Source organism: Deinococcus phoenicis (genome assembly GCF_000599865.1).
Classification (GTDB): domain Bacteria; phylum Deinococcota; class Deinococci; order Deinococcales; family Deinococcaceae; genus Deinococcus; species Deinococcus phoenicis.
Genome location: NZ_JHAC01000017.1, coordinates 18,092 through 40,064 on the forward strand (window position 1 = coordinate 18,092; position 21,973 = coordinate 40,064).

A 21,973-nucleotide genomic window follows, 5' to 3' on the forward strand; every position below is an offset into this window, starting at 1 on the left:
CAGGCCACGACCCTACCCGCCCAGCGCCGCCACCCTATCCACGCGGTCCAGGCCCGGCCCGTAGCCGCCGGGCACGCGCCGCACCTCGCGGAAGCCGGAGCGGGCGAAAAAGGGCGCGCTGTGCTGGCTGGTGTCCAGGTGGACCTCCCGCGCTCCCAGCGCCCGCAGCCGCGCCAGCCGGAAGGCCAGCAGCGCCGAGCCGTAGCCCCGCCGGTGGGCGTTCCGCGCGACCATGCCCCAGCTCAGACCCGCTGGACGCTCGGGGCTTTCCGGGTCGAGCCACACGCCTCCGCACGCCACGACCCGCCCCGCCTCCTCCAGCACGGAGTATTCGCCGGACTCGCCGGGGTCGAAGGGCTGACCCAGAAAGGCCGCGAACTCCGCCCGTTCCTCCGCCAGAAAGAACTCCGGCACGTTCGAGTCGAAAAGGGCCAGGCAGGCGGCCCGGTCGGCGGGGCTGTAGGGGCGGATGGGCATGGCGCCAGGATAGAGACGGCCCCGCTCCGATATGGGAACGGGGCCGAAGGAAGCTCCTGACGCCTCTCAGTTCAGTACTGCCGCCCGAAAATCACCCGCTTGCCGTAGGGGCTGGGCTGGCCGCACTTCACGCAGACGCCCTCCTCGCGCTCGCTGAAGAACTCGGCGTCATCGAGGGGAATGTTGCGCGTGGTGGCCTTGGTGTCCTCCTTGATGCTGGCCTCGCACGCCGCGTCGCCGCAGTGGAAGGCGCGCACCCAGTTGCCCTGTTCGATGGCGTTCTTGAGGGCCTCATAGCTGTCCACCGAGACGGTGTGTGACAGCAGGAAGTCGGTGGCGCGGTTCAGCAGCCAGTCGTGGATGCCGTCCAGGCGGGCCGCCATGCCGCCGATGGCCTCCGCGCGCGGCAGCGTCTCCTTCTCCTGGGCATTGCGGTTTTTCACCACCACCACGCCCTGTTCGAGGTCGCGGGGGCCAAGCTCGATGCGCACGGGCACGCCCTTGAGTTCCCAGTCGTTGTACTTGAAGCCGTTGGTGACGCCCTCGCGCTTGTCCACTTTGACGCGAATGCCCTGCGCGCGCAGTTCGGCGGCCAGCCGCTCGCCCTCCGCCACCATCTCGTCGAAGTTCTCCTTGCGGCCCACCGGAATCACGACGACCTGAATGGGCGCGATGCGGGGTGGCATGATCAGCCCGAAGTCGTCGCCGTGCGTCATGATGATCGCGCCGATGATACGGCTGGAGATCGCCCAACTGGTGGTGTAGGCGTACTCCTCGCGCTGCTCGCGGGTCTGGAACTTCACGTCGAAGGCTCTGGAAAAGTTCTGCCCCAGGTAGTGCGAGGTCCCCGATTGCAGCGCCTTGCCGTCGCGCATCATGCCCTCGATAGAGTAGGTGGCGACGGCCCCGGCGAAGCGCTCGCTGGCCGTCTTCTCGCCGCGCACCACCGGCAGCGCGAGGACATCGCGGCAGAACTCGTGGTAGATGTCCAGCATCTGCCGGACCTCGGCGCGGGCTTCCTCCTCGCTGGCGTGCGCGGTGTGGCCCTCGTGCCAGTAGAACTCGCTCGTTCGCAAGAAGGCCTTGGTGCGCAGCTCGGCGCGGAACACGCTGCCCCACTGGTAATGCAGGAAGGGGAGGTCGCGGTAACTGTTCAGCCACCCGCTCCACATGTGCCCGATGATGGTTTCGGAGGTGGGGCGCATCACGTACGGCTCGGCCAGCTTCTCGGTGCCGATCTTATCCACCGTGAACAGTTCCGGCGCGAAGCCCTCCACGTGGTCGGCTTCCTTCGTGATGAAGCTCATGGGGATCAGGGTGGGGAAGATCAGCGACTCGTGCCCGGTGGCCTTGAAGCGGTCGTCCAGCCAGCGCTGGATGTTCTCCCACAGCGCGGTGCCGTAGGGCCGCACGACCATGGTGCCCGCCACGGGGCTGTTGTCCGCCAGGTCGGCCTTCTTGACGACCTCGTTGTACCAGTCGTTGAAATCCACGCTCTGGGGCGTCACCCCGTACTGCTGCGCCTTCTTGTCCTGCTTGTCTCCACTGGCCGCCTTCGTCATAAGGAGCATCATAGCGGGGCCGGGTGGGAAGCGAATCTGCCGCCAGGGGGAAGGCGGCCTAGGCTGTGTGGCGAGTCGAGATGGACGTTCTCCCAACGTTGGGTAACGGTTTGCTCCACGCTCCTGTCATCGGCAGCCCAGGGAAAGCCCCGTAGGCTACCCCCATGACGCAGAACGACGGACAGAACAACGACCAGAACGTCGCCGCCCAGGTGGACAACCGTATCCAGCAGGATCTCCGTGAACGTCTGGAGCGGCAGGGCGACCACATGCAAGTCAAGGACATGAACGGCGACTACGTGGGCACCGTGGACCATATCGAGGGCGACCGCCTGAAGCTCACCCGCAGCGGCAGCGCCGACGGCCAGCACCACTACGTGCCCCTCTCCAGCGTCGAGAGCATGGACGACGTGGCCGTTTACCTGAACATCGGCCAGGACCAGATTCAGTAACCTCCGTTGTCTGGGCGGTGGGGAAGACCTCACCGCCTTTTGGCTGCTCTGAGTGGAAACGGTTCCAATGATGTCCGTGCGGGCCGTATGCTGTCAGACGTGCTGAAGACCGAACTGGCGGCGCAGCTGCGCAGCGCCTTCGATGACGACCGCGACGCCGATACCTTTCTGCTGCGGCTGGAACGCTACGGGGACGATCTCCGGGACAGTCTGCACGCGGTGTACGGCGACCGGGCTGAGGCGCTGCTGGAGCGCCTGCTGGAGGTGCTCCTCCACGCCGACCACGCCCGCCCCGCCGACCTGAAGCGGCTGGATGAGGCCCGGCTGCTGCGCCCCGACTGGCTGCAAGCGCCGGAGATGGTCGGGTACGTCGCCTATACCGACCGCTTCGCCGGAACGCTGAAGGGCGTGGGTGAGCGCCTGGACTACCTGGAGGGTCTGGGCGTGACATATCTGCACCTGATGCCCCTCCTGAAGCCCCGCGAGGGCGAGAACGACGGCGGCTACGCCGTGCAGGACTACCGCGCCGTCCGCCCCGACCTGGGCACGATGGACGACCTCTCCACACTGGCCCGGCAGCTCCGGGGCCGGGGCATCAGCCTGGAACTGGACCTGGTGCTCAACCACGTGGCGCGCAAACACGAGTGGGCCGAGAAGGCGCGGGCAGGCGATCCGAAGTACCGCGCCTACTTCCACATCTTTCCCGACCGCCAGGGGCCGGACGTCTTCGAGGCCACCCTCCCCGAGGTCTTCCCCGACTTCGCGCCGGGCAATTTCTCTTATGACGAGGAAGCAGGCGGGTGGGTCTGGACCACCTTCAACAGTTACCAGTGGGACCTGAACTGGGCGAATCCGGACGTGTTTCTGGAGTTCGTGGACCTGATCCTCTACCTGGCGAACCGGGGGGTGGAGGTGTTCCGGCTGGACGCCATCGCCTTTATCTGGAAGCGGCTGGGCACCGACAGCCAGAACCAGCCGGAGGTGCATCACCTGACGCGGGCGCTGCGGGCCGCCGTGCGCATCGTCGCGCCCGCCGTCGCCTTCAAGGCCGAGGCGATTGTGGCGCCCGCCGAGCTGATTCACTACTTGGGCACTCGTACCCACCACGGCAAGGTCAGCGACCTGGCCTACCACAACAGCCTGATGGTGCAGCTCTGGAGCAGCCTCGCCAGCCGGAATACCCGCCTGTTCGAGGAGGCGCTGAAGGCTTTTCCCCCCAAGCCCACCAACACGACCTGGGGCATGTATGTCCGTTGCCACGACGACATCGGCTGGGCCATCAGCGACGAGGATGCGGCCCGCGCGGGCCTGAGCGGTCCCGGCCACCGCCACTTCCTGAGCGACTTCTACAGCGGCCAGTTTCCCGGCACTTTCGCGCGCGGGCTGGTCTTCCAGTACAACCCGGCGACGGGCGACCGGCGCATCAGCGGTTCGGCGGCCAGCCTCGCGGGCCTGGAGGCGGCGCTGGAAACGGGGGACGCCGGGCAGACGGAGGACGCGGTGCGCCGCCTGCTCCTCCTCCACGCCGTCATCCTGGGCTTCGGCGGTGTGCCGCTGCTCTACATGGGCGACGAACTCGCGCTGCTCAACGACTACGCTTTCGAGGACGTGCCCGAACACGCGCCCGACAACCGCTGGGTGCATCGGCCCCGAATGGACTGGGCGCTGGCCGAGCGGGTGCAGCGGGAGGCGTACTCGCCCGCCGGACGGGTGAACGCGGGGTTGCGCCACCTCCTGCGCGTGCGCAAGGGCACCCCACACCTGCACGCCAGCATCGAAAGTCAGGTGTTGCCCAGCCCCGACCCGCGTGTGCTGCTGCTGTGCCGCGACCATCCCCTCGGCGTGATGGTGCAGGCCTACAACTTCAGCGAGGAGACGGTGATGCTGCCCGCCTATGTCCTGCGGGATGTGCTGGGGGACCATGCCCAGGACCGGCTGAGTGAAAGTGTCTTCAGCCTCGACCGGCTCACCGTGCGACTGAAAGGCTACCGGGCGCTGTGGCTGGTGGCCGGAGAAAACCCCGTCTAGGCCGTCTGGCCTGCCTTCTCGCGGGGAGGGTGGGCGGGTAAGCTGCGGCCACGTTGACCCCCTACACCGTTCAGCCCGCGACCCCCGAAACCCTCGCCGACCTGTACGCCCTGTACTCCGACCCGGCCGACGTGGCAAAGCGCCTCCCCACACTGCGGGAGAACATCGCGGCGGGCAGGGTCAGCCTCGACCGTATCCTGTTCCTCCGGTCTGCCAGAGGCGTGGAGGGGACGGTTCTCCTGCCTGGCCCGGTGCGGGTGCCCGCCTTCCCCCGTTTCCGCCCCGACGTTCCCGCCGACGCCATGACCGCTTTCGCTAAGGCTATCCGCGAGAAGGTGGAGCCAAAACGGTTACTGGTGCTGCAAGACGACCTCGCGCCCCTGAATGCTCTGGCGCTGGAGGCGGCCGGGTGGGTGCTGGACGACCAGCAGGTGATGTACGAGACCGACCTGCGCGCCCGGTCCTACCGCCTGGACCCGGGAGCGGTGGAAGGCAGCGCGGACTGGCTGAGCCGTCCAGAGGTGCGGGCCTTGCTGGACGCGGAGGGGCACATCGACTACGAGCTGGCCGAAGATGCCACGATGGTCGCGCTCGAAGATGAAGGGCGTCTGGCTGCCTTCGGAACGGTCAGCCCCAGTGGACGGACAGGCTGCGCGAACATTCACCTGATCGGCGTCCTCCCCCAACTGCGCGGGAAAGGTCTGGGAACGCGCCTGCATGAGCATCTGCTGGCCCTGGCCGCCGGGCAGTTCACGCATCATGGCGGTACGACCGGGACGGAGAACCTGCCCATGCGCCGCATCTACGAGAAGAACGGCAGCCGACCCACCGTGACGCAGATGTACTTCAAGCAGCCGTGACCCCTTGCCCTGGCCCCTCGCCCTCGCGTATAGTTTCCACTTGGTCAAGTGGGGCAGGGCGACCAACGGTTCAGCGCCGTGAAAAGCGTAGGGAACGGCCCGCACCCCAGACAGAAGCCCCGCAGACGTGGGCGCGACTGGACTACGAAGGAGGGCATTCCATGCCTAAGATGAAGACCAAGAAGAGCGTGACGCGCCGCGTGAAGATCACGGGCACCGGCAAGGTCATGGCGTTCAAGAGTGGCAAGCGCCACCAGAACACCGGCAAGAGCGGCGACGAGATTCGCGGCAAGGGCAAGGCTTTCGTTCTCGCCAAGAGCGAGTGGGCGCGCATGAAGCTGGCGCTGCCGTACAAGGGTGGTAAATAATGCCTCGCGCCAAGACCGGGATCGTCCGCCGCCGCCGTCACAAGAAGGTGCTCAAGCGCGCCAAGGGCTTCTGGGGCAGCCGCTCCAAGCAGTACCGCAACGCCTTCCAGACGCTGCTGAACGCCGCGACCTACGAGTACCGCGACCGCCGCAACAAGAAGCGCGACTTCCGCCGCCTGTGGATTCAGCGCATCAACGCGGGCGCGCGCCTGCACGGCATGAACTACTCCACCTTCATCGGTGGCCTGAAGCTCGCGGGCGTCGACCTCAACCGCAAGGTGCTGGCCGACATCGCCGCGCGTGAACCCGAAGCCTTCAAGGCGCTGGTGGACGCTGCCAAGGGTGCCCGCAACGGGTAAACGAACAGTGCTTGAAAAGCCGCTCCCAGGTGGGGGCGGTTTTTCTTTTGCGTCTCCTTTTGGGCGGCCAGCGTGGGGCTGGCATAAGCTTTTGCCAAAGCTTTAGAGGCTCGCGGCTGGCAGCTGGCGGCGTTCTTGCCTTACGCTATCCCCCATGAGCGTGATCCTCGGTATCGACATCGGTGGGAGCGGCATCAAGGGTGCGCCCGTGGACACGGAAACCGGCAAGCTGGTGGCCGAGCGCTACCGCATCCCCACGCCCGAGGGTGCGCGGCCTGACGCCGTGAAGGACGTGGTGGGCGAACTGGTGCGGCATTTCGGGCATCAGGGACCGGTCGGCGTGACTTTCCCCGGCATCGTGCAGCACGGCAAGACGCTGAGCGCCGCGAACGTGGACCAGGACTGGATCGGCCTGGACGCCGACGCGCTCTTTACTGAGGCGACGGGGCGCGACGTGACCCTGATCAACGACGCGGACGCCGCAGGGTTGGCCGAGGCGAAGTTCGGCGCCGGGGCCGGGGTGGCGGGCGTGGTGCTGACGCTGACCTTCGGCACGGGCATCGGCAGCGCCCTGATTCACGATGGGGTGCTGGTCCCCAACACCGAACTCGGGCACCTGTGGCTGAAGGGCGACCGGGAAGCCGAGACGTGGGCGTCGGACCGCGCCCGCGAGCGCGACGACCTGAACTGGAAGCAGTGGGCCAAACGCGCCAGCACGTACCTCCAGCATCTGGAGCTGCTGTTTTCCCCCGACCTCTTCATCATCGGCGGGGGCGTGAGCAAGAAGGCCGACAAGTGGCAGCCCCACCTGAAGCCCGAGCGCACGCCGCTGGTGCCCGCCGCTCTCCAGAACGAGGCCGGCATCGTCGGTGCGGCGATGATGGCCGGGCAGCGCGCGCAGGGGCAGGACCACTGACAGGCTGCCTGGGGCCGAGCACGGCAGAATGTGGGCCATGACCGTCCAGCCCCAGACCCCGGCCGACCCGCTCATCCCCGAACTCCTGACCTGCGACGTGCTGTTTACGGGGATCGGCGGCGGGCAGTCGCCGGGCGGGGTGGTGGTGGCAAATGGCGTCATCGCGGCGACGGGTGACCCGGCCACGCTGCGCGCCAGCTATCCGCACGCCCGGGAACGGCGGGCCGGGGCCGTGATCGCGCCGCCACCGGTCAACGCCCACACGCACCTGGACATGAGCGCCTACGACTTCCAGGCGTTGCCCTATTTCCGCTGGATTCCCGAAGTGGTGATCGCACAACGTGAGAAACGCGGTGTGGCGGGGGCGCTGGCCGGTGCGGACAAACTCACGCGGCTCGGCGTCGGGGCCGTGGGCGACATCGTGTGGCAGGCGGACGCCCTCGCGCCGCTGCTGGAGCGGACTGACCTCCCTGGCGTGCTGTATTTCGAGGTCCTGAGTCCCTTCCCGGAGCGGGCGGATGACGTGTTCCGTGCGGCGCGGGCGACCCTGGAGGCCGCGCGGCGGCTGGAGCGGCCCGGCGGCCCCCGCGTGGGCCTCTCGCCACATACGCCCTTCACCGTCAGCCACCGCCTGATGCGCCTGTTGACCGAATACGCGGCGGGGGAGGGCCTGCCGGTCCAGATTCACGTCGCAGAGCATCCCGCCGAGGTGGAGCTGTTCCGCAGCGGCGGCGGACCGCTGTGGGCAAACCGGCTGCCGGCGCTTTACCCCCCGACCTTTGCCGAGGTCATTGGCCGCGCACCCGAACCCGAGCTGACCCCCGTGCGTTATCTGGACGAACTGGGCGCGCTGGCGGGCCGCCCGGCGCTGGTCCACATGGTCAATGTCACGGCGGATGACATCGCCCGCACCGCCCGCGCCGGGTGCCCGGTCGTCACCTGCCCGCGTTCCAACCAGCATCTGGAGTGCGGCACCTTTCCCTGGGCGCAATTCGCGGCAGCCGGCGTGGACATCGCCCTCGGGACCGACTCGGTCGCCAGCGGCGAGAGCCTGGACGTGCGGGAGGAGGTGGCCTTTGCGCGCACCCTCTACCCCGATCTGGACCCCCGGGTGCTGGTGCGGGCCGCCGTGAAGGGCGGGCACCGCGTGACCGGAACACCCACGCCGCTGCTCCGGCGCGGGGACGCCTGGCATGACCACACCGTCTGGTGACCTGCTGGCCCGATCACGTGCTATGCTGTCAGGGTTGCCCGTCACGCACCCCGACGTGACGGAGGAGGCGAAAGCATATGAAAAAAGACATCCACCCCAAAGCCGTGCCCACCAAGATCATCTACCAGGGCAAGGTCGTCATGGAAACCCTCAGCACCCGTCCCGAGATTCACGTGGACGTGTGGAGCGGCGTTCACCCCTTCTGGACCGGCGAGGAGCGCTTCGTGGACACCGAGGGCCGCGTGGACAAGTTCAACAAGCGCTTCGGCGACAGCTACCGCACCAAGAAGAAGTAAGCGCCGCCCCGCTGGGGCCAAGCAAAGCGAAAAGACCCCCAGGCTGCCCTGGGGGTTTCTCCTGTGTGGGAAGCGGCAGGCGGCCCCCACCTGGCGCTCTGCCGGCTGCCCTCTGCCATAATCGCCCCCGTGCTGAAGTCTCCCTATCACGGCGGCCACCTGGAAGTGATCGTCGGGCCGATGTTCAGCGGCAAGAGTGAGGAACTGATTCGCCGCGTGACCCGGGCCGTGATCGCGCGCCAACAGGTGGCCGTGTTCAAGCCCGCCATCGACGACCGCTACCACGCCACCCAGGTCGCCAGCCACGCGGGCCGCTCCATCGAGGCGGTGGCGGTGCGGGACGCTTCCGCCATTCGCGCGCATCTGGCGGGCCAGGGACCGCTGCTCTCCTCGCCCGAGACCGAATTGCCGGAGGTGGTCGGCCTCGACGAGGCGCAGTTTTTCGGGCCGGACCTGGGACCGCTGGTGCTGGACCTCGCGGAAGCGGGCGTGCGGGTGATTCTGGCGGGTCTGGACCTGGATTTCCGCGCCGAGCCGTTCGGGTGTATTCCCGACCTGCTGGCCCGCGCGGAGAGCGTGGAGAAGCTCACGGCCATCTGCACGGTCTGCGGGGCACCGGCCACCCGCTCGCAACGGCTGATCGGGGGTCAGCCCGCCCGCTTCGACGACCCGGTGGTGCTGGTGGGTGCCCAGGAAACCTACGAGGCCCGCTGCCGCGTCCATCACGAACTGCGGCGCTGATCTCTGATCCTGGCCGGTGCGGGAGGGCTGGTAGAGGCTGTCCGGACAGTCAGGTGCCGGCTGCTCCTGCGATTCGCCACAAAATGAAAGCACATTTATTCAATTTGGGTTCCCTGCTGAGAATCCCTTGAGATGAACTTTGTCGCAAATCTTGCCCCGTGCTCAGTCCCAGAGGGTAAAATTTGAAAATAGTTTGTGTCCCGGAGGGCCATTGAAGACTCCCCGCCTGTATCGTCCGGCCCCGCTTTCCGATCCCACGGCCTGGGTCGTGTCCCAGAAGCGGATGTTTCTCCTGCTGGTCTGCCTCGGCACGGCCGCGGCTCTGGGGGCGCTCTGGCAGCAGGCTCCCCGGTTCGATCCGCTGGACCGGGTGGCGCTGCCGGCAGTGGCGGCCCTGCTGCTGGGGCTGCAACTGTCGGTTTCCAGGGGCTGGCTGACCCTCCATGCGGCGGTGGGCGTCGCGTACAGCGTGACCACCCTGTACTTTCTGCTGTCGCTGGAACATCAGTTTCACGTGTTCGCGCCCAGGATGCATATGCTCAGCGAGAGCAGCTACTGGTTTCCGGTGCTGTACGCCGCCGCGTTTTTGCTGTATGCGCCCCGGCGGGCAGCGTGGTTGGCGGGCAGCACCTACCTGCTGACATTCGGGCTGTGTCTGTATCATCTGCTCACCGGGCTGGGCGCGAATGATCCGCAGCTGGCGGGGGCCGTCATGCAGTTCCTGCTCGTCGGTGCGGTCATGATCGTGCTGGAAGCCACCTTCGCGGTGCAGCGTGTTCACCTGCTCGCGGCGCGGGAGGCGGCCTACCGCGACGCGCTGACCGGGCTGGCCAACCGCCGCGCCGCAGAGGAACGGCTGGCGGCCCTGGCACGGGCCAGAGACCGCTTCACGCTGGTGCTGTTCGACCTCGATCACTTCAAGGCCGTGAACGATCTGCACGGCCACGCCACGGGGGACCTGGTGTTGCGCGGGGTCGCGGGCGCCGCCCAGAGTGTCCTGCCGAGCGGCGGCACCGCGGCCCGCTGGGGTGGGGAAGAGTTTCTGCTGATCCTGCCGGCCCTGCCCGACTGGCAGGTGCGGGCGATGCTGGATACGCTGCGCGCCCACCTCCTGAGCCAGCGGCACGGGGCCGTGACCGGGGTGACCGCCTGCTTCGGCGTGGCGACCGCCCGTTCGGGCGAACACCCGGATGACGTCCTGGCGCGGGCCGACGATGCCATGTACGCCGTGAAGCGCCGGGGCCGCAATGATGTGCTCCTCGCCGACGTGAGGCGCACCCACCACCGCACCCGGGAAGAACCCGTGCTGGGCACCCTGAGGTAACCGCGAAATCGGGGGCCAGGTGGACTCTCCCGGTTCAGGCCGTGTCGCGCACGATCAGCCGGGGTTCGAAGCGGCGGGTGCGGGGGGGACCCCGGTGGCCGCCCAGCCGGGTGAGCAGGAGCTGCGCGGCCTCGTACCCCATCTGCTCGACGGGCTGGTGCAGGGTGGTCAGGCCACGGGCGGCGGCCCAGGGCTGGTCGTCGAAGCCGATCACGCGCACGTCCCGGCCGGGGGTCAGGCCGCGCACCTGTGCCTCGTCCAGCAGGGCACCGGCCAGCAGGTCGGCGGAGGCAAAGACGGTGCAGGGAAACTGCGCACCGTCCAGCAGGGTCACGGCGGCGTTGCGGGCGGCCAGGGCATCGAAGCTCGCGGTGATCTCGGTCCTCACCCCGCGCCCCGCCGCCCGCACCGCCTCCAGAAAGCCTGTCCGGCGTTCCTCGAAGACCCGGGTGGTGAACAGCTGGTCGAGTTCCGTCTCCACCCAGATGGCGTACAGCTCGCCGGGCAGCGTGGCCGCGTACTCGCCCGCCAGCCGCCCGCCGGTCAGGTTGTCCATGAAGGCGCAGTCCACGCCCTCGGCGTAGGCGTCCACCAGCACGGTCGGCTGCTGCGTGCGGAGGCGGCGCTCGCTCAGCAGTTGCGTGAGGTTGTAGGTCGCCATGACCAGCCCGTCGGCCTGATAAGCCAGCGTATGCGACCCCAGGTAGCGTTCCAGCCGTGAGCGGTCCAGCAGCGGAAAGATCGCCACGTCGTAGCGCGCTTCCTGAAAGGCCGTTTCGAGGCCGTCGAGCAGGCGCACGTAGAACTCGGTGGTCACGACCGGCAGCAGCACGCTGATGGTGTAGCTCTTGCCGCCCGCGATCCGCCGGGCATGCGGGTTGGGCGTGTAGTCGAGGTCCGCGATGGCCTTGAGCACCAGGTCGCGCGTCGCGCCCTTCACGGCGGCGTGGTTGTTCAGCACCCGCGAAACTGTGCCGACCCCCACCCCCGCCTGCCGGGCAACATCCTGAATCGTGGGTTTCCTCATAGCTTCCGCCGTCCACCATACCCCGCCGCGTGGAACCTGTTCCACTGGAGGGGGTGGGGCCGGGCGCAGGGGACAATCCGGCCCCGCCCGCCCGCCTAGACTCCGGGGGACCGGGCCAGTTTCCCCTTGTCAGCTCCCTTGCCAGATCACGCCCCAAGGAGGCCTCTCCCCATGTCCAGACCCACCCCGCTGCTTGCCGCCCTGGCGCTGGCCGCCATTCTGATTCCTGCCGCCGCCCTGCACGCCGGGCCGCATTCCTCCGCCCCCACCTCCCGGCCCCAGCCGGTGCCTCAGATGGCGGCCCAGACGACGGCTCAGACGCCTTCCGCGCCGCTGACCCTCAGCGTCCAGAACGCGGCCGTGGTGGCCGTGCCGCCCGGCGCGACCGAGACGAGCGCCTTTCTGACCCTGCGGAACACGGGCCGGGCACCGGTGATCCTGACGGGGGTGCGCACCCCCCTGGCCCGTCACGCCATGCTGATGACCACCCGCCGGGACGCGCAGGGCCGCACGGGTATGGCGATGGTGCCGACCCTGACCGTGCCCGCCGGGGGTATCCTGAACCTGAGCGCGAGCGGCGACCACCTGATGCTGATGGACCTGACCCGCACGCCGAAGGTGGGGGAGACGGTCCGCCTGACACTGACCACCCGGGACGGCCGCACGCTGACCGTGAACGCGCTGGTCCGCAAGCCCTGACCGGCCCGAAAGGAATCCCGTGACCGATCTGCCTGCCCCTGCTCCCGCCCCCGCCGCGCGGCCCTGGTACGTGTCGGCCCTGCTGGCCGCGCTGGCGGTGGCGCTGCTGCTGGGCGGCGCGTGGGTGTTCGCGCGGGCCAGGAGTCCCTTTCCCTTCTACGGCACCGCCTATACGCCCCCGGTGGCCGCCCGCACCTTCAGCGGCACCGACCAGGAGGGGCAGCCCTGGACCTTCCGGCCCGGGATCGGGGGCCGCACCACCGCGCTGTTTTTCGGCTTCACCCACTGCCCCAACATCTGTCCCCTGAGCCTCGCGTATCTGGACAAGGCGCGTCAGGCCTTGACGCCCGAGGAGCGTGCCCGCTTCGACATCGTGCTCGTCAGCGTGGACCCCGACCGCGACACGCCCGCCCGCCTGAAGGCGTACGTGGAGTTCTTCGGCCAGGCGACCGGGGTGCGTGTCCCCGAACCGGCCCTGACGGAGGTGGCGCGGACCTTCGGCGTCGCGTACCAGAAGGCCGACGTGAAGGGCGTAGACAGCTATCAGATCAACCACACCACCGCCACCTACCTGATCGACGCTTCGGGGCACCTGCGTGTGCTGTGGGACTACACCCAGCTTCCACAGGTGGACCGGGTCGTGCGTGACATCCGGTACGTTCTGGAGAATCCTGCCCCATGACTGTCCCTGCCTCCAACCTGAATCCCGGCCTGAGTGACCTGCTGGCCCTGCACTTTAGTCCGCTGGTGTGGCTGCCGGTCCTGGCCGTCACCGCCTTTTACCTGTGGCGGTCTGTCCAGGCCCGGCGCACGCCCGGTGGGCAGGCCCGCTGGCCGGTCTGGAAACTCGTGCTGTTCGGGCTGGGAATGGTGCTTCTGATCCTGGCGACGCAGTCCGCCGCGACCACCTGGACGCTGAACAGCATGGCGCTGTATATGGCCCGCCTGATGGTTCTGGCGGAAGTCGTGCCGCCGCTGCTGGTGCTGGGGCTGCCGCGCGGCATCCAGATCGACCCGCGCTGTCCCCTCGGGCGGGTGCTGGGCGTGCTGCTGGACCCCTGGGTGGCGCTGGCGGTGTGGACCGCCGTCATCATCTTCTGGAACGTGCCCGCCGGGTTCAATGCCTCGGTCGTCACGAACACCGCCGCCGCGCTGCTCCCGGCGCTGTACCTGCTGAGCAGCCTGCTGGTCTGGAGCGTCGTGCTGCGGCCCCTGCCCAGCGTGCAGCCCGCGCACATCGGCTCGCGGGGCTGGTTCGGGCTGCTGGCCGCGCTGCCGATGATGGCCGTGGCCGCCGTGTGGCTCTACTCCCGGCAGGTGCTGTACACGCCTTACGTCTCGGCGCTGTGCCTGTGGGACCTCTCGCCGCTGCAAAACCAGCAGATCAGCGGCTGGATCATGATGCTGGCGGGGCTGCCGGCGATGGCGCTGGCGTTCGTGCAGCTGATGGCGTGGCTGATTCAGCTGGCGGATGGGGGGACGCAGCCGCCGGCGGCGAAGGGGTAAAGGTCGGGTGGTCAGGTGGCCCCGCTTTCCGGAGATGGGAGGCGGGGTTTTGGTTGGGGCAGGACAGCTTGGCTCGGGTTTTCCCCACCCCCCAGCCCCCTACCCCGCCGAGTAGGGGGAGCGGCGCTGCGCTGGGCAAGAGTCGTTCCGGATGTTTGCCGGGTTGCCTGGCTTGCCCCGGTTCTGGCCTCGACGCCATCCTTCGCGCCCGTTGGAAGGCCTCGGGCCTGCGGCCCGAACGGCTCCGTTGCCTGGAAAGTGGAGCCGGAAGGTGGGGATCATTTCCCGGCTGACCCGGTTTTAAAAGATGAGGGCTGCTGCGACTCGGTACATGAGGGCGTGTGGAAAGCGTTTTGCTCCTCCCCCCTGGCGGGGGAGGCTGGGAGGGGGGTGGCAAGCAACGCTCTCTATAACCCTTGCCCCCCAGCCTCCTCCAGGGCCTCCAACGTCGCTTCCGGGTGCGCTTCCGGCGCTTCTGGGGTCAGGCGGCTCTCGATGGCGCGGGCGTGGGCTTCCAGGCCCTCGGCGCGGGCGAGGAGGGCGGCGGGAGGGCCGATGCGGCGCAGGGTTTCCTCGTTCACGCCGACCACGCTGATGATGTTCTGGAAGTCGCGGACGTTGACGGGACTCATGAAGCGGGCGGTGCCGCCGGTCGGCATCACGTGGCTGGGGCCGGCCACGTAGTCGCCCAGGGCCTCCATGCTCGCCTCGCCCACGAAGACGCCGCCCGCCCGGCGCACCTGTCCCAGCAGGCTCCAGGGGTCGCGGGTCAGCAGGCAGAGGTGTTCGGGCGCATACAGGTTGGCGAGGTCCAGGGCTTCTGCGAGGTCGGCGGCCAGCACCACCTTCATGCGGCTGACGACGCTGTCGCGTGCCCAGCTGCGGTTGGGTTCGGGCAGGGCCTCAAGCTGCCCGTTCAGTTTGTTCTGTACCTCTACCAGCAGGTCACGGCTGGTGGACACCAGCACGGGTTCGGCCCCCAGGTGCTCGGCCTGGGCCAGCAGGTCGGCGGCCACGAAGCGGGGGTCGGCGCTGTCGTCGGCCACCACCAGCGTCTCGGTGGGGCCGGGCAGGCTCTCGATCCCGGTCTGCCCGTACACCATCCGCTTGGCGATCACCACGAAGAGGTTGCCCGGCCCGGCGATCTTGTCCACGGCGGGCACGCTGGCGGTGCCGTAGGCCAGCGCGCCGATCCCCTGCGCGCCGCCCACCCGGAACACCCGGTCCACCCCGACCTCCCGCGCCGCGACGAGAATCGCGGGGTTCACGCTGCCGTCACGGGCGGGCGGCGTGGTCACGATGATTTCCGGCACGCCCGCCACCCGCGCCGGGACCGCCGTGTGAATCAGCGTGCTGACGAGCGGTGCGAGGCCACCGGGCACGTACACCCCGACCCGCGAGAGTGGGCGGATCAGTTGTCCCAGCGCCCCGTCCGGGCCATGCTCCAGAAAGCCGTGCGCGGGCTGCTGCTCGTAAAAGGCCCGGACGCGCGAGACCGCGAGGCGGATGGCGTCATGCAGCGCCGGGTCGATCTGTGCCGCCCCCATTTCGTCCCGCGTGACCTCCAGGGCTGCGGGGCGGGTGCCGTCCAGCCTCTCGGTCCAGTCGCGCAGGGCGTCGTCGCCGCGTGCGCGAACGTCCGCGAGGATGCGCGCGACCACCTCATCGGGGGTCAGCCTCTCACCGAAGGTCGCCTCGATGCGCGTCAGGACGCTTTCGGGCACGGGAATCTCGCTGAAGGAGCGGGTCAGGGCCGCGCGGGCGGCGTCACCTTGGAGGATTTGCATGGAAGTCTCCGGGAAACTGTCGGCCTTCGGCAAGTCGGCTTGCCGTTGAAGGGGGGAGCGGAGGGGGGGCCGACCGGCGGCGGCCGAAGGCGGCTCCCTTACGAGGCCCGCCGCCGTCGCCGTTCGGGCTGCGGCTTGCGCGGCGGCTGCAACGTCGCCTCGACGGGGCCGAAGTCGGTGGGCTGGATCAGGCGCAGGAGCCGGTGCGGGGGGGCCTGTTCCACATACACGTAAGCGCCGCCGGGCCGCAGGAAGTAGGCGTGGGCGGGCACGCCGCCGACCTCGCTCTCTGCGAGGCGCTGGACCAGCACGCGCCCGCCGGTGAGCTGGGCCTGCGTCCGCTCCACGTCCTCCAGGCCGCGCAGCCACAGCAGCAGGGAAACGGGATCGTGGTATTCGGTGGTCAGGGGGACGGCGGCTTCCTCCTTGCCCTGGCGCAGCGTGACCAGTCCGGCCTTGCGGTCGAAGGTCGTCTCGAAGGTGGCCCGGCCCCGTCCGTCGCCCTCGGCGTAGTGCAGGCTGGTCAGAAAGCGGGGGTGCATCCGGCTGCTCTGCACTCGCCGCAGCTCGGGCAGGACGCCGCCGAAATCGGTCTGCACCCGCGCCACCACCGCGCTGCGCTCGGCGTGAATGGCCCACTCCTGCTGGCCCGCGTAGCGCCCGCCCAGCGTGAGGGTCAGGGTGAAGGCTTCCGGCTGCGTGCGAAAGTCCAGGCCGCCGGAAACCGGCACGGGGAGGTCTGTCCCGTTCACTTCAGCCGGGGCCAGAAGCTCTCACCCGGCCCCTTCCAGTCGGCTCCCAGCGCCTCGGCGGTGGTCGCCCCCACGTCCGCGAAGGTGGCCCGCTCGCCCAGGTCCACGGCGGCCGTCAGACCGGGGCGGGAGGCCAGCAGCAGGCCGTATTCCCGGGTGTGGTCGGTGCCGGGCCAGGTGGGATCGTTCCCGTGGTCGCTGATGACCAGCAGCGCGCCGTCTTCCGGTACGGCAGCCAGAATCTCCGGCAGCGCCGCGTCGAACTGCGCGAGGCACGCGCTGTATCCGGCGGGGTCGCGGCGATGCCCGAACTTCGCGTCGAAGTCCACCAGGTTGGTGAAGATCAGGCCCTGCGTGCCTTCCGCCGCCGCCTGCCGCATCCGCGCGATGGTCTTGCGGATGCCGTCGGCGTTGTCGTCGGTGTGAATCTCCTCGGTGAAGCCCCGGTGCGCGTAGATGTCGGGAATCTTGCCGATGCCGACCACCGCGTGGCCCTTTTCCTTCACGGCGTCCAGCACCGTGCGCGGCGGCACCAGCGAGAAGTCCCGGCGGTGTTCGTTGGCCCGCTCGAAGGGAGGCTCGCCGCGGAAGGGCCGGGCGATCACCCGCGCCACCGCGTACTCGCCCTGCAAGATCTCGCGGGCCGCCTGGCACCACTCGTACAGCGCTTCCAGGGGCACCACGTCCTCGTGCGCGGCAATCTGGAACACGCTGTCGCCGCTGGTGTACACGATGGGAAAGCCGGTCCGCAGATGCTCCTCACCGTAGTCGCGGATCACGTCGGTGCCGCTGTAGGGTTTGTTGCAGAGGTGCCCGCGCCCGGTCGCCGCGTCGAAGCGGTCCATCACGGCGGGCGGAAAGCCCTGCGGGAAAATCTGGAAGGCGTGTTCGAGCTGCACCCCCATGAACTCCCAGTGCCCGGTGCTGGTGTCCTTGCCGGGGCTGACTTCGCGCATCCGGCCATAACCGCCCTGCACGTCCCCCGCCGGAACCGTTTCGGGGGAGGTCTGGAGGGTCGGCACCCGGCTGAGGCCCAGGCGGGCGAGATGGGGCAGAGGCACCGGGGCCGCCTCCAGCGTGTGGTTGAGGGTGTGCGCGCCCGCGTCCCCGAACTTGGCGGCGTCGGGCAGCGCCCCCGCCCCCACGGAATCCAGCACGATGATGGTCAAGAGCATGGGGATAAGATAGCGGCTCCGGTCAGCGGCCTGAACGCTGCTTCCGATCCTCTCTCCAGAGACGACGGAACTCGCCTTCGAAATCAGCGATAATCTCGCTGTCCGTCAGCAATTGCACACCTTTGTGGAGGGCATCCTCTATACGGCCGAAATAGGGTTTGTCGTTCAGAACAACGCTGCCCTTACGTGGGAACACTGGCGTACCGACCAGATGCACCGAGAAGACTTCGTCCCCCGACTCTACCGTCGGATTGTCAATACGCTGAAAAAGGTAGAAGGTGTCATCCTCCTCGTCAGCCCGGCCGATGCACCAGATAACGCCGCCGTCTTGAGCGATCTGGTTGGCAACGTGCTCTTTGTTGGTCGCGACGATACCTCGCCCCTCTTCTTTATCCTCAATATCGAAGCACCCAAATCCCATCGTTTCCGGGTTGTGGTACATCGTGTAATGGCGAGGAGCCGAAGTTGACATACCCTATTTTAGCGGCTTCCCCCACTCCTCACAGCCCCCTAAAAGGTCCGTGCTAGTAACTGCCCCAGCCGCCCCCTTCGTCGCCTCCCTCACCCCCGCCCCCGGAGGCTCCGTGCTACGCTCGCTGACGTGACTGCCCCCGCCGCCATCCCCACCGTCACACACGTCGCTGAACGCCCGGAACTCTCGGCCCAGGGCCTCAGCAAGACGTACGGGCGGCGGCAGGTGGTGCGCGGGGTGGACTTCACGGTGCGCCCCGGCGAGATCGTGGCGCTGTTCGGGCCGAACGGGGCGGGGAAGACCACCACCTTCTACATGCTGGTGGGCTTTATCCGCCCCGGTGGCGGAAGCATCGTGCTGGGGGACCGCGACGTGACCCGGCTGCCGATGCACGAGCGGGCGAGGCTGGGGCTGGGCTACCTGCCGCAGGAACCGAGTGCGTTTCGCAAGCTGACCGCGCGCGACAACCTGCTCGCCATCCTCGAATACCAGCAGCTCCCCCGCGCCGAGCAGGAGGCCCGCGCCGACGCGCTGCTGGCCGAGTTCGGCCTGACGCATCTGGCAAGCAGCTATGCCTATCAGCTCTCGGGGGGCGAGCGCCGCCGTCTGGAACTGGCCCGCGCGCTCACCACCGACCCCGATTACCTGCTGCTCGACGAGCCGTTTACCGGGGTAGATCCCAAGAGCATCCGCGAGATTCAGCGCCTGATCCGCGAGCTGCGTGACCGCCGGGGCATCGGGGTCTTTATCACCGACCACAACGTCCGCGAGACGATCGCCCTGACCGACCGCGTGTACCTGATGTTCGACGGCGAGGTGAAGTTCCAGGGCACTCCGGCCGAGTTCGCCGGGGACGAGGACGTGCGCCGCCACTACCTCGGCGACGACTTCGAGCTGTAAGGAGGAATGAGGCCCCGGTGCTGTGGCTCTTTTTGCCGTTCGTGGTGATTCTGTCGGGGGTGGTGGCCTATGCGGCGGATACCATCGCCAAGAAGGTGGGCCGCAAACACCTGCGCTGGTTCGGGTTGCGGCCCAAGAGTACGGCGCTGCTGGTGGCGGTGCTGTCGGGCATGGGCATCAGCGCGGCGAGCCTGGCGGCCTTTTTGCTGCTCAACCGGAGTGCGGTGAACACTATCGCGCAGGCCGACCAGCTCCGCCCGCAGATCAATGCGCTGCGCGAGGAGGTGGGGGCGGTGCAGGGCGACCTCCAGGCGGTGCAGCGCGAACGTGACAGCGCCCGCCAGGAGGCCGAGGGCCTGCGCCGGGAACAGGCGGCGGCGCGGGTCAGCCTCAAGCAGGCCACCACCGACCTGGAGGCCGCGCAGACTGGGCGGCGCACAGCGCAGGCGCAGCGTGAGGCGGCGCAGGCCCAGGCCCAGGCCCTTCAGCAGCGCGTGGCGCGCCTCACGGCCCTGCGTGCCCAGCTCGAAACCCGCGCCGAGGAGAGCCGCGTTCGCCTGAGCGCCTCGGAAACCGCCCTCGCCTCCAGCCGGGACCGCGCGCGCGCCCTGGATACCCGCGTGCAGGCGCTGGGCACCCAGGTCGCGGCCCTCGATGCCCGCGCCGCCCAGGCCGAGGCGCAGGCGGGGGCGGCCCAGACGCGCGCCGAACAGGCCCAGGCCCGCGCGGCGCAGCTCGACGCGCAGGTCCGCACGCTGGAAGCCTCGCGCCAGCAGGTGGAAGCCCAGCGCAACGGGCTGGCCCAGGAGCGTGACGCGGCCCGCCGCGCACGTGACGCGGCGGTGGCCGCCAGCACCCAGGCCCAGGCCCAGCGCCTCGCCGCCCAGCAGGACCGCGACCGCCTCGCTGCCGAACGCCAGGGGTTGCTGGCTGACCGGGACCGCCTGAGGCGCGAACGGGATGCGGCGGCCCAGGCCCGCGCCGCCGCCGCCCGTGACCGTGACGCGGCCCTGGGCGAGCGCGACCGTGTCCGGGCCGACCTCGCGGCGCTGCGTGCCCAGCAGGCGGACCTGCGCGCGGCCAACGAGACGCTGGCCCGCGACCTCGCCACGACCCGCGCCAGCCTGGGCAAGTTGCAGGACGAATACTCCAGCGCCCGCACCGAACTCAGTGCCAGCCGCAGCGCCGACCTCGCCTTTCCCAAGAACGATCTGGTGTACGCGGGCGTGGTGCCCAGTGTCCGCAACCTCGACAGTTTCCTGCAAAGTGCGGCGGCGGCGGCGGGCAGCCGGGGCGCCAAGGGCAATCCCGCCGCCCGGTTGAGTGTGGCCGCCCGCGCCGCCCTGGAAACCAAACTGCGGGGGCTGAACGCCAGCACCTTCGTGCAGTGCCGCGCCGTGAACAACACCGCCGTCGGCTTCCCGGTCGATCTGAGCTGCGACGCCCGGCCCAACAACGTCCTGTACCGCAGCGGCCAGCCGATCCGCCGCGCCACCATCACGCTCGGGGCCGACACGCGCGCCGTCCAGGCCCAGATTCAGAATCTGGTGCAGGACGCGGTGGTGGACCTCACCACGCGCGGGGTGCCGGGCGAATACATCACCAACCAGGGCCTCGACGTGAACGAGTTCGTGGACCTGCTGACCCAGCTGAGTAACCGCAGCGGCCCCAGCACCACCGTGACCATCGCGGCCCGCGACGACGTGCGTCCGGGGGGCCGGGTGGACCTCTACCCGGTGCTGCCCTGAGCGCCGCGCGGGCGCGTCCGTCAGATTCCGGTTCCCCTGGCCCCGTATCCTCAGCGTATGCGCCGCCTGCTCCTGCCCCTCTCCCTGCTGCTGGTCACGGCCCAGGCCGCGCCCGTGAAGATCGAGTTCTGGCACGCGATGGAGGGCGTCCAGAACACCGTCGCCGGGTACGTGCGCGACTTCAACCGTTCGCAGACGCAGTATGAAGTGGTTCCCCGCTCGCTGGGCAATTACCGCGACCTGCTGCCGCAACTCCAGACGGCGCTGAAGGCCGGGACGGCCCCCGCCCTCGTCCAGGTGGAGTTCACGCAGTTTCCCCGGCTGGTCGCGGACGGGCAGCTCACGGACCTGTCCCGCCTCGCGGAGGCGCTGCCCGACCCTCTGACCCGCGACCTGTACGCCCCGATCTGGCGGGCGGGCGAGGTCGGCGGCAAACGCTACGGCCTGCCCTGGAACGTCAGCGTGCCGGTCCTGATGTACAACGCGGGCGTGCTGCGAAAGGCCGGGGTGGGCGCGCCGCAGACCTGGGCGGACCTGGAAAGCGTGAGCCGCAAGCTCGCCGTGAACGGGCGGCGTCCCCTGGTGGCCGCCGCCGACGCCTGGACCTTCGAGGCGAACGTGACCTCGCGTGGGGGCAGTCTGGTCGTGAACGGCAGGCCCAACCTCAACGGCCCGGAAGCGGTCGAGGCCCTCACCCAGCTCGCCCGCATGAGCGCCTCGGGCCTGGCGCAGCCGCGCCGTCTGTCGGAAGCGGTCCGGGGCGCCTTCGACTTCGCGCGCGGGCAGAACGTGTTCGTGCCCGCCAGTGTCGCCAACTGGACCGACGCGCGCAAGCTGCCGTTCTTCCAGCTCGGCATCGCGCCTTTCCCGTGCGAAAAGGCCGGGGCCTGCACCGTGCCCCTCGGCGGCGCCACCCTCGCCGTGCCGCGCGGCGCGGGTCCCGCCCAGCAGGCCGGGGCAGTCGCCTTCTGGCAGTTCCTGATGGAGCCGGCCCGGCTGGCCGACTGGGTGAAGACCACCGCCTACGCCCCGCCCCGCCGCAGCGTGACGCCCCTGCTGGAGGACTGGTACGCCAAAAATCCGCAGCTGAGGGCCGCCCACGCCCAGCTCGACCGCGCCGTGCCCCGCCCCACCGCCCCCGACTACGGCGAGTGGACGGCGTATCTGGAAGACGCCATCACCCAGGCGACCACCGGAAAGCTGAGCGCGAAGGCCGCCCTGGACGAGGCCCAGCGCAGGGCGGGGCGATAGGAAAAAGGACCGCTCCGGGTGGGCGGTCCTGGCTGGTGCTGGGGGCAACGAGTCATGGGC

23 protein-coding genes are annotated in these 21,973 nt (G+C 69.2%); 16 read left to right on the plus strand and 7 right to left on the minus strand.

Features of this window, described 5'->3' with window-relative positions:
- Positions 1-12 precede the first annotated feature (12 nt).
- Positions 13-477, minus strand: a complete 465-nt coding sequence (locus tag DEIPH_RS05210) for a GNAT family N-acetyltransferase (protein WP_034354979.1) — start codon at positions 475-477, stop codon at positions 13-15.
- Between the two features lie 71 nt (positions 478-548).
- Positions 549-2,039 (minus strand): proline--tRNA ligase, encoded by a 1,491-nt coding sequence (proS, locus tag DEIPH_RS05215; protein WP_034354982.1) that lies wholly within the window; start codon positions 2,037-2,039, stop codon positions 549-551.
- A 164-nt stretch (positions 2,040-2,203) separates the two neighbouring features.
- Between proS and DEIPH_RS18660 the strand changes: the two genes are divergently transcribed.
- The 10 genes from DEIPH_RS18660 (at position 2,204) to DEIPH_RS05265 (ending at position 10,596) form a co-directional block, all read left to right on the plus strand.
- The gene (locus DEIPH_RS18660; protein WP_051517173.1) at positions 2,204-2,491 is read left to right on the plus strand and encodes a DUF2171 domain-containing protein; all 288 of its coding nucleotides are present in this window, start codon (positions 2,204-2,206) and stop codon (positions 2,489-2,491) included.
- An 87-nt stretch (positions 2,492-2,578) separates the two neighbouring features.
- Positions 2,579-4,519: an alpha-amylase family protein gene (locus tag DEIPH_RS05225; protein WP_081790793.1), complete on the plus strand. Its 1,941-nt coding sequence runs from the start codon at positions 2,579-2,581 to the stop codon at positions 4,517-4,519.
- 53 nt (positions 4,520-4,572) lie between these two features.
- Positions 4,573-5,379: a GNAT family N-acetyltransferase gene (locus DEIPH_RS05230; protein ID WP_034354985.1), complete on the plus strand. Its 807-nt coding sequence runs from the start codon at positions 4,573-4,575 to the stop codon at positions 5,377-5,379.
- Positions 5,380-5,540: 161 nt separating this feature from the next.
- Entirely contained in the window at positions 5,541-5,747 is a 207-nt protein-coding gene (rpmI, locus tag DEIPH_RS05235; RefSeq protein ID WP_034354988.1) for a 50S ribosomal protein L35, read from the plus strand.
- Positions 5,747-6,106: a 50S ribosomal protein L20 gene (rplT, locus tag DEIPH_RS05240; protein WP_034354991.1), complete on the plus strand. Its 360-nt coding sequence runs from the start codon at positions 5,747-5,749 to the stop codon at positions 6,104-6,106. The genes rpmI and rplT overlap by 1 nt, the downstream gene beginning before the upstream one ends.
- Before the next feature lie 154 nt (positions 6,107-6,260).
- Positions 6,261-7,022, plus strand: coding sequence for a polyphosphate--glucose phosphotransferase (gene ppgK, locus DEIPH_RS05245; RefSeq protein ID WP_034354993.1), 762 nt, complete (start codon positions 6,261-6,263; stop codon positions 7,020-7,022).
- Positions 7,023-7,059: 37 nt separating this feature from the next.
- On the plus strand, positions 7,060-8,235 hold the full coding sequence (locus DEIPH_RS05250) for an amidohydrolase family protein (RefSeq protein ID WP_034354995.1): 1,176 nt from the start codon (positions 7,060-7,062) through the stop codon (positions 8,233-8,235).
- Positions 8,236-8,312: 77 nt separating this feature from the next.
- Positions 8,313-8,531 carry a 50S ribosomal protein L31 gene (gene rpmE, locus DEIPH_RS05255; RefSeq protein ID WP_034354998.1) on the plus strand — a complete coding sequence of 73 codons (219 nt, stop codon included), beginning with the start codon at positions 8,313-8,315 and terminating at the stop codon, positions 8,529-8,531.
- A 129-nt stretch (positions 8,532-8,660) separates the two neighbouring features.
- Positions 8,661-9,272, plus strand: a complete 612-nt coding sequence (locus DEIPH_RS05260; RefSeq protein WP_034355001.1) for a thymidine kinase — start codon at positions 8,661-8,663, stop codon at positions 9,270-9,272.
- 211 nt (positions 9,273-9,483) lie between these two features.
- Positions 9,484-10,596 carry a GGDEF domain-containing protein gene (locus DEIPH_RS05265; RefSeq protein ID WP_034355004.1) on the plus strand — a complete coding sequence of 371 codons (1,113 nt, stop codon included), beginning with the start codon at positions 9,484-9,486 and terminating at the stop codon, positions 10,594-10,596.
- A gap of 34 nt (positions 10,597-10,630) precedes the next feature.
- Here the strand turns inward: DEIPH_RS05265 and DEIPH_RS05270 are convergent, their stop codons facing one another.
- Positions 10,631-11,623 carry a substrate-binding domain-containing protein gene (locus DEIPH_RS05270; RefSeq protein WP_034355008.1) on the minus strand — a complete coding sequence of 331 codons (993 nt, stop codon included), beginning with the start codon at positions 11,621-11,623 and terminating at the stop codon, positions 10,631-10,633.
- A 171-nt stretch (positions 11,624-11,794) separates the two neighbouring features.
- On the opposite strand from DEIPH_RS05270, the gene DEIPH_RS05275 reads away from it, so the two are divergent.
- The 3 genes from DEIPH_RS05275 to DEIPH_RS05285 are packed head-to-tail and all read left to right on the plus strand — an operon-like array spanning position 11,795 to position 13,828.
- A complete protein-coding gene (locus tag DEIPH_RS05275) occupies positions 11,795-12,322 on the plus strand; it encodes a copper chaperone PCu(A)C (RefSeq protein WP_034355011.1) in 528 nt (175 codons plus the stop codon).
- Between the two features lie 19 nt (positions 12,323-12,341).
- Positions 12,342-13,004, plus strand: coding sequence for an SCO family protein (locus tag DEIPH_RS05280; RefSeq protein WP_034355014.1), 663 nt, complete (start codon positions 12,342-12,344; stop codon positions 13,002-13,004).
- Positions 13,001-13,828, plus strand: coding sequence for a cytochrome c oxidase assembly protein (locus DEIPH_RS05285; protein WP_034355016.1), 828 nt, complete (start codon positions 13,001-13,003; stop codon positions 13,826-13,828). Before DEIPH_RS05280 ends, DEIPH_RS05285 begins: the two co-directional genes overlap by 4 nt.
- A 407-nt stretch (positions 13,829-14,235) precedes the next feature.
- Here DEIPH_RS05285 and hisD read toward each other — a convergent pair whose 3' ends face one another.
- The 4 genes from hisD to DEIPH_RS05305 all read right to left on the minus strand — a co-directional run bounded on the left by hisD (position 14,236) and on the right by DEIPH_RS05305 (position 18,014).
- Positions 14,236-15,615 (minus strand): histidinol dehydrogenase, encoded by a 1,380-nt coding sequence (gene hisD, locus DEIPH_RS05290; protein ID WP_034355019.1) that lies wholly within the window; start codon positions 15,613-15,615, stop codon positions 14,236-14,238.
- Between the two features lie 98 nt (positions 15,616-15,713).
- On the minus strand, positions 15,714-16,346 hold the full coding sequence (locus DEIPH_RS05295) for a hypothetical protein (protein WP_162833993.1): 633 nt from the start codon (positions 16,344-16,346) through the stop codon (positions 15,714-15,716).
- Between the two features lie 17 nt (positions 16,347-16,363).
- Positions 16,364-17,542, minus strand: a complete 1,179-nt coding sequence (locus tag DEIPH_RS05300) for a phosphopentomutase (protein WP_034355022.1) — start codon at positions 17,540-17,542, stop codon at positions 16,364-16,366.
- Between the two features lie 22 nt (positions 17,543-17,564).
- The gene (locus tag DEIPH_RS05305) at positions 17,565-18,014 is read right to left on the minus strand and encodes a hypothetical protein (protein ID WP_152544816.1); all 450 of its coding nucleotides are present in this window, start codon (positions 18,012-18,014) and stop codon (positions 17,565-17,567) included.
- A gap of 129 nt (positions 18,015-18,143) precedes the next feature.
- On the opposite strand from DEIPH_RS05305, the gene lptB reads away from it, so the two are divergent.
- Genes lptB through DEIPH_RS05320 form a run of 3 tightly spaced genes read left to right on the plus strand, consistent with a single transcriptional unit; the run spans position 18,144 to position 21,913 of the window.
- Positions 18,144-18,914 carry an LPS export ABC transporter ATP-binding protein gene (lptB, locus tag DEIPH_RS05310; RefSeq protein WP_034355028.1) on the plus strand — a complete coding sequence of 257 codons (771 nt, stop codon included), beginning with the start codon at positions 18,144-18,146 and terminating at the stop codon, positions 18,912-18,914.
- A gap of 17 nt (positions 18,915-18,931) precedes the next feature.
- Entirely contained in the window at positions 18,932-20,662 is a 1,731-nt protein-coding gene (locus DEIPH_RS05315) for a DUF3084 domain-containing protein (protein WP_034355031.1), read from the plus strand.
- 57 nt (positions 20,663-20,719) lie between these two features.
- Entirely contained in the window at positions 20,720-21,913 is a 1,194-nt protein-coding gene (locus DEIPH_RS05320) for an ABC transporter substrate-binding protein (RefSeq protein WP_034355034.1), read from the plus strand.
- Positions 21,914-21,973 lie beyond the last annotated feature (60 nt).

What these genes read in the sequence shown, in the direction of transcription:
- DEIPH_RS05210 (WP_034354979.1), bottom strand. Translation starts at nt 477, where the DNA reads ATGCCCATCCGCCCCTACAGCCCCGCCGACCGGGCCGCCTGCCTGGCC.
- proS (WP_034354982.1), bottom strand. Translation starts at nt 2,039, where the DNA reads ATGACGAAGGCGGCCAGTGGAGACAAGCAGGACAAGAAGGCGCAGCAG.
- DEIPH_RS18660 (WP_051517173.1), top strand. Translation starts at nt 2,204, where the DNA reads ATGACGCAGAACGACGGACAGAACAACGACCAGAACGTCGCCGCCCAG.
- DEIPH_RS05225 (WP_081790793.1), top strand. Translation starts at nt 2,579, where the DNA reads ATGCTGTCAGACGTGCTGAAGACCGAACTGGCGGCGCAGCTGCGCAGC.
- rpmI (WP_034354988.1), top strand. Translation starts at nt 5,541, where the DNA reads ATGCCTAAGATGAAGACCAAGAAGAGCGTGACGCGCCGCGTGAAGATC.
- rplT (WP_034354991.1), top strand. Translation starts at nt 5,747, where the DNA reads ATGCCTCGCGCCAAGACCGGGATCGTCCGCCGCCGCCGTCACAAGAAG.
- ppgK (WP_034354993.1), top strand. Translation starts at nt 6,261, where the DNA reads ATGAGCGTGATCCTCGGTATCGACATCGGTGGGAGCGGCATCAAGGGT.
- DEIPH_RS05250 (WP_034354995.1), top strand. Translation starts at nt 7,060, where the DNA reads ATGACCGTCCAGCCCCAGACCCCGGCCGACCCGCTCATCCCCGAACTC.
- rpmE (WP_034354998.1), top strand. Translation starts at nt 8,313, where the DNA reads ATGAAAAAAGACATCCACCCCAAAGCCGTGCCCACCAAGATCATCTAC.
- DEIPH_RS05270 (WP_034355008.1), bottom strand. Translation starts at nt 11,623, where the DNA reads ATGAGGAAACCCACGATTCAGGATGTTGCCCGGCAGGCGGGGGTGGGG.
- DEIPH_RS05275 (WP_034355011.1), top strand. Translation starts at nt 11,795, where the DNA reads ATGTCCAGACCCACCCCGCTGCTTGCCGCCCTGGCGCTGGCCGCCATT.
- DEIPH_RS05285 (WP_034355016.1), top strand. Translation starts at nt 13,001, where the DNA reads ATGACTGTCCCTGCCTCCAACCTGAATCCCGGCCTGAGTGACCTGCTG.
- hisD (WP_034355019.1), bottom strand. Translation starts at nt 15,615, where the DNA reads ATGCAAATCCTCCAAGGTGACGCCGCCCGCGCGGCCCTGACCCGCTCC.
- DEIPH_RS05300 (WP_034355022.1), bottom strand. Translation starts at nt 17,542, where the DNA reads ATGCTCTTGACCATCATCGTGCTGGATTCCGTGGGGGCGGGGGCGCTG.
- DEIPH_RS05305 (WP_152544816.1), bottom strand. Translation starts at nt 18,014, where the DNA reads ATGTCAACTTCGGCTCCTCGCCATTACACGATGTACCACAACCCGGAA.
- DEIPH_RS05320 (WP_034355034.1), top strand. Translation starts at nt 20,720, where the DNA reads ATGCGCCGCCTGCTCCTGCCCCTCTCCCTGCTGCTGGTCACGGCCCAG.